At 68.0% G+C, this 12,635-nt stretch carries 13 protein-coding genes and 1 tRNA gene; 9 read left to right on the top strand and 5 right to left on the bottom strand.

All coding sequences use genetic code 11. The features are described 5' to 3' along the window. The first annotated feature begins 159 nt into the window (after window positions 1-159). The gene (locus tag AC1DDH_RS18920) at window positions 160-1,047 is read left to right on the top strand and encodes a helix-turn-helix transcriptional regulator (protein WP_476956060.1); all 888 of its coding nucleotides are present in this window, start codon (window positions 160-162) and stop codon (window positions 1,045-1,047) included. Between the two features lie 54 nt (window positions 1,048-1,101). Here AC1DDH_RS18920 and AC1DDH_RS18915 read toward each other — a convergent pair whose 3' ends face one another. Together AC1DDH_RS18915 and AC1DDH_RS18910 are read right to left on the bottom strand one after the other, a co-directional pair. Next, window positions 1,102-1,383: a hypothetical protein gene (locus tag AC1DDH_RS18915; protein ID WP_476956059.1), complete on the bottom strand. Its 282-nt coding sequence runs from the start codon at window positions 1,381-1,383 to the stop codon at window positions 1,102-1,104. 759 nt (window positions 1,384-2,142) lie between these two features. Continuing rightward, window positions 2,143-2,230 (bottom strand) — tRNA-Ser (locus tag AC1DDH_RS18910). A 163-nt stretch (window positions 2,231-2,393) separates the two neighbouring features. On the opposite strand from AC1DDH_RS18910, the gene AC1DDH_RS18905 reads away from it, so the two are divergent. The 7 genes from AC1DDH_RS18905 to AC1DDH_RS18875 all read left to right on the top strand — a co-directional run bounded on the left by AC1DDH_RS18905 (window position 2,394) and on the right by AC1DDH_RS18875 (window position 9,111). Continuing rightward, window positions 2,394-3,377: an NAD(P)H-quinone oxidoreductase gene (locus tag AC1DDH_RS18905; protein WP_476956058.1), complete on the top strand. Its 984-nt coding sequence runs from the start codon at window positions 2,394-2,396 to the stop codon at window positions 3,375-3,377. Window positions 3,378-3,555: 178 nt separating this feature from the next. Beyond that, window positions 3,556-4,092, top strand: a complete 537-nt coding sequence (locus tag AC1DDH_RS18900) for a PadR family transcriptional regulator (protein ID WP_223914389.1) — start codon at window positions 3,556-3,558, stop codon at window positions 4,090-4,092. Between the two features lie 134 nt (window positions 4,093-4,226). Further along, window positions 4,227-6,566 (top strand): carbon starvation CstA family protein, encoded by a 2,340-nt coding sequence (locus AC1DDH_RS18895; RefSeq protein ID WP_476956057.1) that lies wholly within the window; start codon window positions 4,227-4,229, stop codon window positions 6,564-6,566. Between the two features lie 13 nt (window positions 6,567-6,579). After that, window positions 6,580-6,771, top strand: coding sequence for a YbdD/YjiX family protein (locus AC1DDH_RS18890; protein ID WP_476956056.1), 192 nt, complete (start codon window positions 6,580-6,582; stop codon window positions 6,769-6,771). Between the two features lie 188 nt (window positions 6,772-6,959). Next, complete coding sequence (locus tag AC1DDH_RS18885; protein ID WP_476850601.1) at window positions 6,960-7,637, top strand: bacterial proteasome activator family protein; 678 nt, start codon at window positions 6,960-6,962, stop codon at window positions 7,635-7,637. A gap of 7 nt (window positions 7,638-7,644) precedes the next feature. After that, on the top strand, window positions 7,645-8,112 hold the full coding sequence (locus AC1DDH_RS18880) for a hypothetical protein (RefSeq protein ID WP_476857952.1): 468 nt from the start codon (window positions 7,645-7,647) through the stop codon (window positions 8,110-8,112). A gap of 153 nt (window positions 8,113-8,265) precedes the next feature. Next, on the top strand, window positions 8,266-9,111 hold the full coding sequence (locus AC1DDH_RS18875) for an aldo/keto reductase (protein WP_476956055.1): 846 nt from the start codon (window positions 8,266-8,268) through the stop codon (window positions 9,109-9,111). Window positions 9,112-9,299: 188 nt separating this feature from the next. On the opposite strand, the gene AC1DDH_RS18870 is transcribed toward AC1DDH_RS18875, so the two are convergent. Beyond that, a complete protein-coding gene (locus tag AC1DDH_RS18870; protein ID WP_476870949.1) occupies window positions 9,300-9,557 on the bottom strand; it encodes a hypothetical protein in 258 nt (85 codons plus the stop codon). 36 nt (window positions 9,558-9,593) lie between these two features. After that, on the bottom strand, window positions 9,594-10,631 hold the full coding sequence (locus AC1DDH_RS18865) for a hypothetical protein (RefSeq protein WP_476956054.1): 1,038 nt from the start codon (window positions 10,629-10,631) through the stop codon (window positions 9,594-9,596). Between the two features lie 86 nt (window positions 10,632-10,717). Between AC1DDH_RS18865 and AC1DDH_RS18860 the strand changes: the two genes are divergently transcribed. Beyond that, on the top strand, window positions 10,718-11,191 hold the full coding sequence (locus tag AC1DDH_RS18860; protein ID WP_476857935.1) for a hypothetical protein: 474 nt from the start codon (window positions 10,718-10,720) through the stop codon (window positions 11,189-11,191). On the opposite strand, the gene AC1DDH_RS18855 is transcribed toward AC1DDH_RS18860, so the two are convergent. After that, window positions 11,188-12,501 carry an MFS transporter gene (locus AC1DDH_RS18855; RefSeq protein WP_476956053.1) on the bottom strand — a complete coding sequence of 438 codons (1,314 nt, stop codon included), beginning with the start codon at window positions 12,499-12,501 and terminating at the stop codon, window positions 11,188-11,190. The two genes, AC1DDH_RS18860 and AC1DDH_RS18855, sit on opposite strands and share 4 nt — an antisense overlap. Between the last annotated feature and the right edge of the window lie 134 nt (window positions 12,502-12,635).

Below are 12,635 nucleotides of genomic sequence, written 5' to 3'. Positions count from 1 at the left end.
GCGGCGCCTCGCCCGACGTCGTCGACCGTTCCGCAGGCCGCGAAGCACTGCTCAACCCTCTGGCCAGTCAAGCCCGATTTCCGCGGGCGGGGGAGTCCCCGGTGAGACGTGTACCGGGAGGGAACCCCTTGTTCGGCCGCAGCGATTTACCCTTGATGCATGGATAACCGGGGTGAAGTGCGTGAGTTCCTGATGTCGCGCCGTGCACGACTGACGCCGGAAGAAGCGGGCCTTGCGGCAGGCTCGAACCGACGGGTGGCCGGATTGAGGCGCAGCGAGGTTGCGGTCCTCGCCGACGTCAGCGTGGAGTACTACGCCAAGCTGGAGCGCGGTTCCATCGCCGGTGCGTCCTCGTCCGTGCTCGAATCCATCTCCCGGGCCCTCCGGCTTGATGACACCGAGCGTGCCCACTTGTTCGATCTGGCCCGCGCCGCAGACGGCATCCCGACCTCTGGACGGTCGCGCAGGCGCGCGACCGTCCAGGCAGGGGCGCGTCTGAGCCTGCAGTGGGCGCTGGAAGCGATCACCGAGGGCGTCGCATTCGTTCGCGACCCGTACCAGAACCTGCTCGCGACGAACGCGTTGGGCCGGGCGTTCTACTCTCCGGTGATCGGGGACGGCGGCCGCACCCCTAACTTGGCGCGGTTCCAGTTCCTCGACCCCGCCTCGCGCGACTTCTACCCCGACTGGGACTTGTTCGGCGAAATGTGCGTCGGCATCATGCGCGCTGAAGCCGGCCGCGACCCACACGACCGCACCATGCAGGACCTGGTCGGCGAACTGTCGACCCGCAGTGAGACGTTTCGGACACTGTGGGGCGCCCATAATGTGCGGACTCACGGGTCCGGCACGAAACGCTTTCACCACCCCGTGGCCGGCGAACTCACGCTGGCCTACGAGGAACTGGCGATCACCGCGGAACCGGGCCTGGTCCTCTTGGTCTACACCGCCGAGCCGGGCTCGCCCTCAGCGGAACGGCTGCACCTCCTCGCCAGCTGGAGTGCAAGCGACGACGCCACGATCGAACGGCGCCGGGCAACCAGCTGAAGGAGGGAAAGTTCCGTGCCGCCAGAGAGCGTGTTACCCGGCGCCGGAGTTGCCTTAGACGTAGTTCAGGCTGACGAGCAGCGCCTTGAGCTGGGCGTATTGGTCTGTTGCCATCCAGGCCTTAGCGGCGGCCCGGGTCGGGAACGCGGGGTTGTTGAAAAGAACACTCGTGGTGAGCCCGCCGTTCCCCGTGGCGAGGAGCCCGCAGCTGGAGGTGACGCCATTGCCCTGCTCCAGGTATCGAGGGTCGCGGAGACCCATTCCGTAAAAATCGCGGGTCGAAGAGGATTCCACGGCGAACCCAAAAACGGGTTTAGTGCCGTCCGGTGCGGTCATTCCCGGAGCCTGCACCTTATCGAACACTTCGCGGGAGGTGGGCGCAGCTGCGCAACCAGTGGTAAAGCCATTTTGTAGTGAGAGCAGATCGTTGCCGGCACCGTCGGAAACGATCGCTTCAACTCCCGGGACGGTTCGGGCAGGCGGGAGGACCGTGCGCACGGTCCAGGTCGACGGATACGTGAAGGAAATGTGGCCATCCGGGAAAGTGAACGTCTTCCGCGCAGGTGCTGCAGGCTTCGCTGACGGGGCAGGCGCCGCCACCGGGGGTGCCGCGCTGGCGGTCGGCGCCACCGGTGCTGGAGTGGCGGTTGGTGTGGCCGTCACGGTCGGCGCGGCCCCAGCCGTGGACCCGGTGGTCGAGCGCGGAGCGGCAGCGGCAGGATCAGTTCCTGGCCGTGATGCACATCCGGCAAGGACGAGGCTGAGAGCAATGCCCGCCATTGTGACATGCGCGTAAAACCCGGTGCGGTTGAGACCCACTTATTGCTCCCCCAATATTTGCGACGGCGGGGTGATTATCCCGCTCGAGACCTCAGTATCAGGTATGCGGCCGGAAGTTATTGTCAGGTCTGAAAGACGGTGCTGAACCGTTACCTTGGGCTGCCAGTTGGCCGCCAACACGGCCAACACTGACAGCAGATGATTCTTGGGCCGGTCAGGAGTTTCACTCCGGGGCGGAGACGAGTAAGGCCGGCCCGGAACGATCTTTCGATCGCCCCGGGCCGGCCTCTGAACCGCGCAAGATCTGCGCTCCCGCGGAAGGTAAGAGATTCGAACTCTTGGTACGGGGTCACCGCACACTGGTTTTCAAGACCAGCTCCATCGGCCGCTCGGACAACCTTCCCTAACGAGTAGTCTTTCATAGGCAGTCGGCTGCCACAAAAACCAAAAACACGGTGCGCTTGCGGACGCGTGCAGCTCCCCGCCATATTCTGGGGAGTGATGTTGATCGGACCTGGCGATCGCGGCGAACGTGCGCGGAGCCAGTTAGGAATCGGGAGTGCTCCATGAAGGCTGTCTATATATCAGAGCCCGGCGGACCCGAGGTCCTGGAAGTCCGTGAGGTTCAGGCCCCGGTGGCCGGCCCCGGGGAGGTGCTGATCGACGTCGTGGCCGCGGGCCTTAACCGTGCCGATGTCCAGCAGCGCAAGGGCTTCTACCCGCCGCCCCCAGGCGCCTCCGAGATCCCCGGGCTGGAGGTCTCCGGCCGGATCGCAGGCTTCGGTCCGGGCGTGACCAAGGCGTTTTCCGTGGGGGACAAGGTGGTGGCGCTGCTCGCCGGCGGCGGCTACGCCCAGCAGGTGGCCGTGCCCGCGGGGCAGGTCCTGAGGATCCCCGACGGCGTGGATCTGGTCACAGCGGCGTCGCTGCCCGAGGTCGCGGCGACGGTCTATTCCAACCTGATCATGACGGCGCAGCTGCAGCCGGGCGAAACTGTCCTCATCCACGGAGCCACAGGCGGTATCGGCACCATGGCCATCCAGCTGGCCAAGGCCGTTGGCGCCCGCGTGGCCACGACGGCCGGGAACGCGGAAAAAGTCGGCACCGCCAAAGCCTTCCTCGGGGCGGACATCGCCATCAACTACGCGGAGGAAGACTTCCCGGCGAGCCTGCGCGCGCAAAACGGCGGAAAGGGCGCGGACGTCATCCTCGACGTCGTCGGGGCCAAATACCTCGAGCAGAACATCGATGCTCTCGCCGACTACGGACGCCTCGTGGTGATCGGGCTGCAGGGCGGCGCAAGGGCGGAACTGGACCTTGGCCAGCTGCTGCAGAAACGGGCCGCCATCATCGCCACCGCGCTGCGTCCCCGCCCGGTCGAGGAAAAGACCGTGATCATGAACGCCGTCCGCGACGCCGTGTGGCCGATGCTGACCGACGGCAGGATCCGGCCCCTCGTGGCCAAGAGCTTCCCGCTGGACCAGGTCGCCGCCGCACACACCTACTTCGACTCCGGCGACCACGTGGGCAAGGTCCTGCTGGTCATGTAGCGGGGTGCCGGATCCGGCCTGAAACCGCAGGTCCGGGCCGACTTATTCCGTGCGGGGCATGCGCTGTTTTGCGGCAAGGACACCAAAGACGATAGCGTGGTTCCATACGCGGTATACACGCGTCTTGGGGCGCGTGTATGCTGTGTGATTTCGTGACTTAGCGATTCCGGGGGGCGCCATGTCTATCCGTCACAGTCTCCTCGCCCTCTTGCAGGACCGCCCGCGCTACGGGTACCAGCTCAGGACCGAATTCGAGGACCGCACCGGGTCCTCCTGGCCGCTGAACATCGGACAGGTCTACACCACCCTGGACCGGCTGGAACGCGACGGACTGGTCCGCAAAGACGGCGGCGACGGCGACGGGCACGTCATCTACAGCATCACCACGGCCGGCCGGACCGAAGTCGGCTCCTGGTTCACGGCCCCGGTATCCCGCGCGAATCCGCCCCGGAATGAACTGGCCATCAAGCTCGCCCTCGGCCTCACAATTCCCGGGACAGACGTCGGCGCCATCATCCAGGCCCAGCGAACGGTCTCCATCCGCGCGCTGCAGGACTACACCAAGTCCCGCCGCGACACGGCCGCGCTTCAGCGCCCGGCCGACACCGCCAGGCTCCTGGTGCTGGATTCCCTCATCTTCCAGACCGAAGCCGAGGTGCGCTGGCTGGACCTCTGCGAGGCCCGCCTCGTGCAGCTCAGCAACCTCCGGGCGTAGCCGGGCCGACCGCTCGTCGCGCAATCCACACCGCCGGGCGCAGGGACCCGACCGGGACCCGCCCGCATTGGTAGGGTGCCGGAGGGCAGTTCTGTACCGGTGGACTGCCCAGCTGGGTTTCTCAAGGAGGAGACATGGGCACAATGCCAGATGGCACACAACGCGAAAGCACAAACAACCTCACGCAGGGCAGCGCGCGTGGCACCGCGCAACTCGACGACGGGGTCGTCCCGGACCCGTCCCTCCCGCCGACGTCGGTGGATGAGTCGGTCCGCGACGCCGCGGACCGCGCCTGGACGCCCGCCAAGATCGCGCTGTGGGCGGCCATTGCGCTGCTGGGCGGGATCGCCTGGTTCATGCTCGCCATCATCCGCGGCGAGACCGTCAATGCCATCTGGTTTGTGTTCGCCTCCGTCTGCACCTACCTGATCGGCTACCGCTTCTACTCCAAGGTCATTGAGCGTTACCTGACCAAGCCCAACGACCGCCGTGCCACCCCGGCCGAATACAAGGCCGACGGCAAGGACTACGTCCGGACGGACCGCAACGTCCTCTTCGGCCACCACTTCGCCGCCATCGCCGGCGCCGGCCCCCTGGTGGGCCCGGTCATCGCGGCCCAGATGGGCTACCTGCCCGGCACGATCTGGATCATCATCGGCGTCGTCCTTGCCGGCGCCGTCCAGGACTACCTCGTCCTGTTCTTCTCCATGCGCCGCGGGGGCCGGTCCCTGGGCCAGATGGCCCGCGAGGAACTCGGCGTCATCGGCGGCACGGCCGCCCTCGTCGCAACCCTGCTCATCATGGTGATCATCGTCGCCATCCTCGCCCTGGTGGTTGTCAACGCCCTCGGCGAGAGCCCCTGGGGCGTCTTCTCGGTGGGCATGACCATCCCGATCGCCCTCTTCATGGGCGTGTACCTGCGCTTCATCCGGCCGGGCAAGGTCATGGAGGTGTCCCTGATCGGTTTCGTGCTGCTCATGGCCGCCATCATCGGCGGCGGCGCCGTGGCGGGCACCGAATGGGGTGCCGCGTTCTTCCACCTGGACAAGGTCACCATCGCCTGGGGCCTCATCATCTACGGCTTCATCGCAGCCATCCTGCCCGTCTGGCTCCTCCTGGCCCCCCGCGACTACCTCTCCACGTTCATGAAGATCGGCGTGATTGTGATGCTGGCGCTGGCCATCATCGTGGTCCGCCCCGAAATCACCGTGCCGGCCTTCAGCGAGTTCGCCGGCCGGGACAACGGTCCGGTGTTCTCCGGCGCCCTGTTCCCGTTCCTGTTCGTCACGATCGCCTGCGGCGCGCTGTCCGGGTTCCACGCACTGATCGCCTCCGGCACCACACCGAAGCTGATCGAGAAGGAGCGCCAGACGCGCCTGATCGGCTATGGCGGCATGCTCATGGAATCCTTCGTGGCCATCATGGCCCTCGTGGCCGCAATCTCCATTGACCGCGGCATCTACTTCGCGATGAACGCCCCCGTGGCGCTGACCGGCGGGACCGTCGAGACCGCGGCCGCGTGGGTCAACAGCCTGGGCCTGTCCGGCGTCAACATCACGGCCGGTGATCTCGCGCAGACGGCCAAGGACGTCGGGGAGCAAAGCATCGTGTCGCGTTCGGGCGGCGCGCCCACCCTCGCCGTCGGCCTTGCCCACATCATGCAGCAGTTCATCGGCGGCACCGCGATGATGGCCTTCTGGTACCACTTCGCCATCATGTTTGAGGCCCTCTTCATCCTCACGGCCGTCGACGCCGGCACCCGCGTTGCCCGGTTCATGCTCCAGGACTCGATCGGCAACTTCGTCCCGAAGTTCAAGGAACACTCCTGGCGCCCGGGTGCCTGGCTCTGCACGGCCATCATGGTGGCCGCATGGGGCGCGGTCCTGATCATGGGCGTCACCGACCCGCTGGGCGGCATCAACACCCTGTTCCCGCTGTTCGGCATCGCCAACCAGCTGCTGGCGGCCATCGCCCTCTCGGTCTGCCTGGCCATTGCCGCCAAGCGCACCGCCCCGAAGTACCTGTGGATCGTGGCGGCGCCGCTGGCGTTCGCCGCCGTCGTGACCATCACGGCGAGCTTCTACAAGATCTTCTCGCCCGTTCCGGCGGTGGGCTACTTCGCCAACAACGCAGCCTTCGCCAAGGCTCTGGCGGACGGCAAGACGTCCTTCGGGACCGCCAAGACCCAGGCCGCCATGGAGGCCGTGGTCCGCAACACCATGATCCAGGGATGGCTGTCGATCATCTTCGTGGTGCTGAGCATCATCGTCATCGTCACGGCGGTGATGGCGACCATCAAGGCCCTGCGGAACACGGCCGCGGGGCTCCCCAACGCCGAGAACGAAGACCCCGCCCGGGCCTCCCGTGTCTTCGCCCCGGCAGGGTTTGTCCCCACGGCGGCGGAGCGTGACCTCGTGGCCGAATGGAATCAGCTCCCGGCCGGAGACCGGCTCGAAAAGTCCGGGCACCACTGATGCGGGGTCGGGTGTGAACGCGGTCCTCGCCGGGGTCCGCGGCTTTGCCGCGTACCTCGGCGGAGTGTTGGGCGCCGATGCCTACAAGAAGTACCTGGAACACCATGAGGCCGCCGGGCACACCAGCCCGCCCCTCACCGAGCGGGACTTCTGGCGTGACCGGACCGACCAGCAGGACACCAACCCGCAGGGGCGGTGTTGTTGAGGCGGTGCTGCTGAGCCGGTGTTGTTGAGCTGGTGCTGCTGAGCCGGTGTTGTTGAGCGGCTGATGCTGGGCAGCTGGCCCGGCCGGGCCGGGGGAGGGCGGCGTGGGGCACAGCGGTGTCCGACGCCGCCCCTCCGCTCCCGGCGGACGCCGGGTCCGGGCCGCCCGGCGCGTGAGAGTATGAAGCCATGAGCGATCAGCACGACACTCAGCCCAGCGCCCAAACTGCCGACGACGTGCCCGTCGAAGGCACACCCGTGGATGACGCCCTGCCCGGGACGCCCCTGGCGCCACCGGCTGCAGTGCCGCCCGGCCGCGCCGGTGGATCCGGTGCCGGGCCCAGGCCGCCCCGGGGCAGCGAACTTCAGGACCTCGTGGACCAGCCCGCGAAGGTCATGCGGATCGGCACGATGGTCAAGCAGTTGCTGGACGAGGTGAAGTCCGCGCCCCTGGACGACGCGGCCCGCGTCCGGCTGGCCGAAATCCACGACCGGTCCATCAAAGAACTCGAGGACGGCCTGGCCCCGGAGCTCGTTGAGGAGCTCGAACGGATCAACCTCCCCTTTCCGGAGAACGCCACCCCTTCCGACGCGGAACTGAGGATAGCCCAGGCCCAGCTGGTCGGCTGGCTTGAGGGGCTCTTCCACGGCATCCAGACGGCCATCGCGGCGCAGCACGCCGCCAGGGAGCACACCTACGCCCAAATGCAGCTGCGCCAGCTGCCGCCCGGAACCGTGATCGCGCCGGGCGTCATCATCGGGGAAAACGGCGAACCGGTCCGCGCCGCCGCGCCGCGTCACGGCGCGGAGTCCCCCGAGCCGCCCGAACCCGCGGACCCTGACCATGGCCCAGGCCAGTACCTTTAGCGCGACCTTGGGCTTCTTCAGCGCAGCACGGCAAGGCCGCAGGGACGACGCAGAACTTGGCAAGGGGCTCTGGCGGCGCGCCCACGACCGGTTCAACCGCGGACTTGACCGCTACCACCAGGTCCTCGAGGGGGTCGAAGACGAGGCCCTGTACGGCGAGCTCGTCGAGATCGCCAATCAGCTCTCCGCGCTCGCGCCCCGGGTCCGGCAGGTCTGCGTGGAGGCCCAGCGGCGCTTTCCCAGCAATGGATTGGATATCCCGGGGCCGCTGGCAGGGGTCCACCGCGCCCTGTCGACGGCCGGCAACTCCCTGGCCATGACGGCTGAGGCGGCCGCGATGCTCCGGCTCGCAGTGGGGCCGGTCCCGGCGGGTGCCGCGTCGGTGCGGCGGCGCGCCGATTCCGTGCTGGAACAGGTCCGCGACGCCGAGCGGCGGCTTGCGGAAGCCGACGGCGGCGGGCCGACGCCAGCCTGAGCCGCTACGCGAATTAGTCTCTTGCACAGGCCCGCCCCGGCATGGCTGGGGTTCCCGATATTTCCCGAAATTCCCGGGTATTCCCGGTTACGCGCCTAGCTTAGCGGCGCCCTGTCGCTGGCCGGAGGGCGCCGGAGTTGGCAGGATACTTATATGACTTTTTCACCGGAACTGACTTTCAATGACGGCAACACCATCCCCCAGCTTGGCTACGGCGTGTGGCAGGTTGAAGATGACGTGGCCGAAAAGGTGGTTGTCCAGGCGTTCGAGGCCGGCTTCCGCCACATCGACACGGCAAAGATCTACGGCAACGAAGCAGGCGTAGGCCGCGCCATCGAGCGTTCCGGCCTCAAACCCGAGGAAATTTTCATCACCACCAAGCTGTGGAACGCGGACCAGGGCTACGAGTCCACCCTGAAGGCGTTCGAGGAATCCATGGACCGGCTCGGCCTCGAGACCCTGGACCTGTACCTGATCCACTGGATGCAGCCCAAGCAGGACAAATACGTTGACACTTGGAAGGCCCTCATCGAGCTCCAGAAGCAGGGCCGGGTCAAGACCATTGGCGTCTCCAACTTCACCAAGGAGGGCCTGCAGCGCCTGATCGATGAGACCGGCGTGGTTCCGGCCATCAACCAGGTCGAACTGCACCCGTTCTTCAGCCAGGCCGACCTGCGCGAGTTCAACGCGTCCAAGGGCATCCTCACCCAGGCATGGTCGCCGCTGGGCCAGGGCGGCGAGCTCCTCGAGAGTCCCGTCATTGCCCAGATTGCCGCCAAGCACGGCGCCACCCCGGCCCAGGTTGTCATCGCCTGGCACCTGGCCATCGGCAACGTGGTCATCCCGAAGTCGGTGACCGAGTCCCGGATCCGCGAGAACTACGCGGCCCTGGACGTCAGCCTCGACGAGACCGACATCCAGGCCATCAACGGACTGGACCGTTCCGCCGAAGATGCCGGCCGGATCGGACCGGATCCGGCCGTCTCCGACTTCGCCTAAGCACCTCCCAAGACGCCGGCAGCCAGCCGGCGTTCGCACAGGGCCTTCACCCCGCACGGGGTGGAGGCCCTTCGGGCGTCCGGCACCTTCCCGCCGTCCGCGACCTTCCCGCCTTCCGCGACCGGCCAATCACACGCACTCGGAGAAGACGGCCCGGACACAGGCGCCGGTCCCGAAAGCCCCCGGAGTCAGGCGGCGGCCCGGCGCTCTTTCGCCGGAATTGCATCGACCACGGCCCAGCCGTCTTCGCCCGCAACGCAGCGGCTGGCGAAGCGGTCTGCGGCGGCAGCGTCATCGAAGCTCTCGGTGCGGATCCGGCCGCAGTCGGTGTCCAGGTAGGTGACCGCGAAATACAGTGCGCCGTCCTGTGCGTTGTTGAAATCCGCCTCAAAATCTGACTCGATATCATGGCGGAAACTCTGCTGGAAATTCTGGTTGTTCTCCATGATTCCAGTGTGCGACTGACCTCCGACACTAAGACTTCACTCCTCCGGCGTGTTGCCGAGCCGCAGCACCCGTTCCCGCGCCAGGACTTCCTTGCGGCGCTGCCGGTCGGCGGCCCGTGCCGTCTGCTGCGCCAAAGCCGTCGCCAGCTCGTGATTCTTCCAGGCCGTTTTGAGACCGGCTTCTGCCGCGTCCAGACGCCGCCTGAGCTCGCGCACCTCGTCGGCCAGCAGGGTGGTTTCCGCCGTCACCTCCGCCAGCTCCGCGGCCGCGCGGCCTGCCTCCTCGTCGGCTTCCGCGGCGGCCACTTCGGCTGACTCCAGGGCGGCCCGCGCCCGTTCCACCGCCGACGGCGTGGGCGTCATCCGTGCCGTGCCGACGGCCCGGAGGCGGGGTTGTTCCGTTGTCGGCTTTCCGCCGGCAGTTGTGCCACGCTGTGCGGTCCGGTCCGCCGGTTCTGTCCCGCCGGCGCCGGGCGCTGGTTCTGTCCCGCGGACGCTGGCCGTTCCAGGCGCGGCTCCAGTGCCGGGCACCGTCGCCGCATGGCTCCCCGGGACAGCCACTGCGCCGGCGAGATCGACGACGTCGACCCCGTCCGCCGAGAGCGCCCGGAGCAGGCAGCCGCTTTGCACGGCGGCGGCGGCCCCCGGATCGGCGGTGGCGGCCCGCAGGGTCTGCTCCACTTCCGTTGCGACGGCGGCGCTGATGGCCCGTCCGTGCCGGGCCGCCAAGGCCTGTGCCGCCTTCACCGTGCTGCCGAGGAGCTGGCGCCGCTGCTGGGCGAGGCGACGGAGGTCCGCTGCATCCAGGGCATCCTGTGCGGCCTGCATCGACGTCCCCAGCACAGCCAGCTCCCGCAGGATTTCGGGGCTGTGCGCCGCCAGCATGTTCACCGCCCACGCCGCCACCGACGGCTTGGGCAGGGCACGGACTGCGGCCGCCAGGGCACGCTGCTCGGCGGCGGTGACGCCCGCGGAACTGACGTCTTTGGCCGCCGCCGTTCTAGCAGCCACGAAATCCCCGTAGGGCAATGCATAGAGCGGTCCGGCAATGCCCGCTAGTTCCCGCGATCCCATGCAAGAATCATAGGAGTCTGGCCCCGCCGCGAGTTCGCTGCCCCATCATCAGCCCCGGTGCCGTCACGTTCTGGAGGAGATTTCACTTGATCGAAATTGGTGGGCTCCCGGCCCATGTCCTGCTCGTCCACGCCGTAGTGGTATTAGCGCCCATCGCAGGTCTTGCCGCCATCGTTTATGCCGTGGCACGGCGCTGGTGGGGCTACTTGGCCTGGCCCCTGGGCGTGTTGTCACTGGGGCTGGTGCCAGTAACACTCCTGACCGCGCAGGCAGGCGAGCAGTTGGAGAAAGTCCGTCCGGCGTCGGCGGTGGTCCACGAGCACGCCCAGGAAGGTGACGTACTCAAAGTGCTTTCCGTGATCTTCTTCGTCCTGGTCGCGGCAATGTTGATAGTCACCTACGAGCCCTTTGGCCGGCGCCTGGCGTTCCTTGGCGGCCTTCGGAGCAACCGGATTGTCCGGGGAGCCGTCCTGATTGCCGGCGCCCTCGCGGGGGGCTTCTTCATTTACCAGAGCATCATCACGGGACATTCCGGCGCGGCCTCGGTCTGGGCGCGCTAAGTCAGCCCATCCGCGGGCCCTTGGCCAGGTGATGCGTGCCGGGCCCGGTGCAGCGTGACGAGCAGCAGGACGAAGGCCGTTGCCTGCAGTGTGGCCACGGCAGCGATGAGCGCCGGCCGTGCGCCGTAAAGTGACCCGTACAGGGCGCCGCCGGCCAAGGCGCCGGCGCCCTCGAACGCCGCGAACACCCCGTACGCCGTGCCCTGCCGGGGTTGGGGCACCAGATCGGCAACCAACGCCTTGACCGTGGAGTCCTGGATGCCGGTGGCGGCGCCCCAGACCAGGACGCCCCCGAGCACGAGCCCGGCGCTCGGCGCCAGGGCCAGCACGGGCACCCCCATAATCATCACGGGCAGTGCCAGGAGCACGGCCGCCCCGGCGCGGTCGTAAAGGACGCCACTGGCGAGGGCCCCGACGGCGCCGGCCCCCATGGCGCCGGCGTACAGCAGCGGAACCACCGAGACGGGGACAGCCACGTCGGCCGTCAGGTGATAGGAGATGACGCCGAAGGCGACCAGTCCGGCGCTCCAGAAGAACCCGGCCAACCCGAACAAGATGAAGACGCTGGAGAGCGCCGACGGCGGCCGCCCGGCGGGTTTCCCGCGGGGCGGCTCCGGCAGGTCGGAGGGGTCGGCCGCAGGCCTGTCCGCGCCGGGATCCCGGACGCGGCGGCGCAGCCACACGAGAATCGCCAGCGCCGCCGCCGCCGGAATGATGAGCACCGCAAAGGCTGCCGGCAGTGAGCCGGTGGTAACCAGCACCGCCGAGACGAGCAGCGGGCCCAAGAGCGCCCCGGCCAGATCGAGGGACTTGTGGACGGCGAAGCCGCGGCCCCGGCCAACCGGCCCGGCGACGGTGGCGAGCAGCACGGTTTTCGCCGGGCTTCGGACGGCTTTGCCGACCCTGTCTCCGATGATGAGCACGGCCGCCAGGGCCATCCCGGCGGTCCCGGCGAGCGGCGTCAATGCCAGCAGCGGGACGCACACCGCCGTCAGCACATAGCCGGCCATCGTGAAAGTCCAGTACTTCCCGGTGCGGTCCGCCCAGGGGCCGAACACCAGCCGGAGTCCCTGGGACGCGGCTTCGGCGGCGCCGGTCACGAGGCCGACGAACAGCGCGGACGCACCGAGCTGGGCCAGCAGGGGACCGCCGAGCGGGCGGGCGCCGTCGGACACCATGTCCGCGGCGAGGCTGACCAGGCCGAAGCCGACAACCGGGCCCCACAGCCGGTGCCGCCAATTCCCGGTTTGGCCGGACCGCGACGGCGGGTATTGCTGGCCGGCTGGCATCCTGCGCCGGGGCCGTTCCATTTCCTAAGGCTGACGGACGGCCCGGAAAAAGACAATACGCAGGTCAGGGGCCTGTCGCGGGGTCGAGGCGCAGAAGGAAATATTGGCCAAAGAGGTTCTTTCTGGGCGGCAGCTTGGTACTTTTTGAGAGCCGA

The organism is Arthrobacter sp. 10T425 (assembly GCF_056393985.1).
The sequence above is the reverse complement of the archived record's forward strand: the minus strand, read 5'-3'. Positions and strand labels throughout refer to the sequence as shown.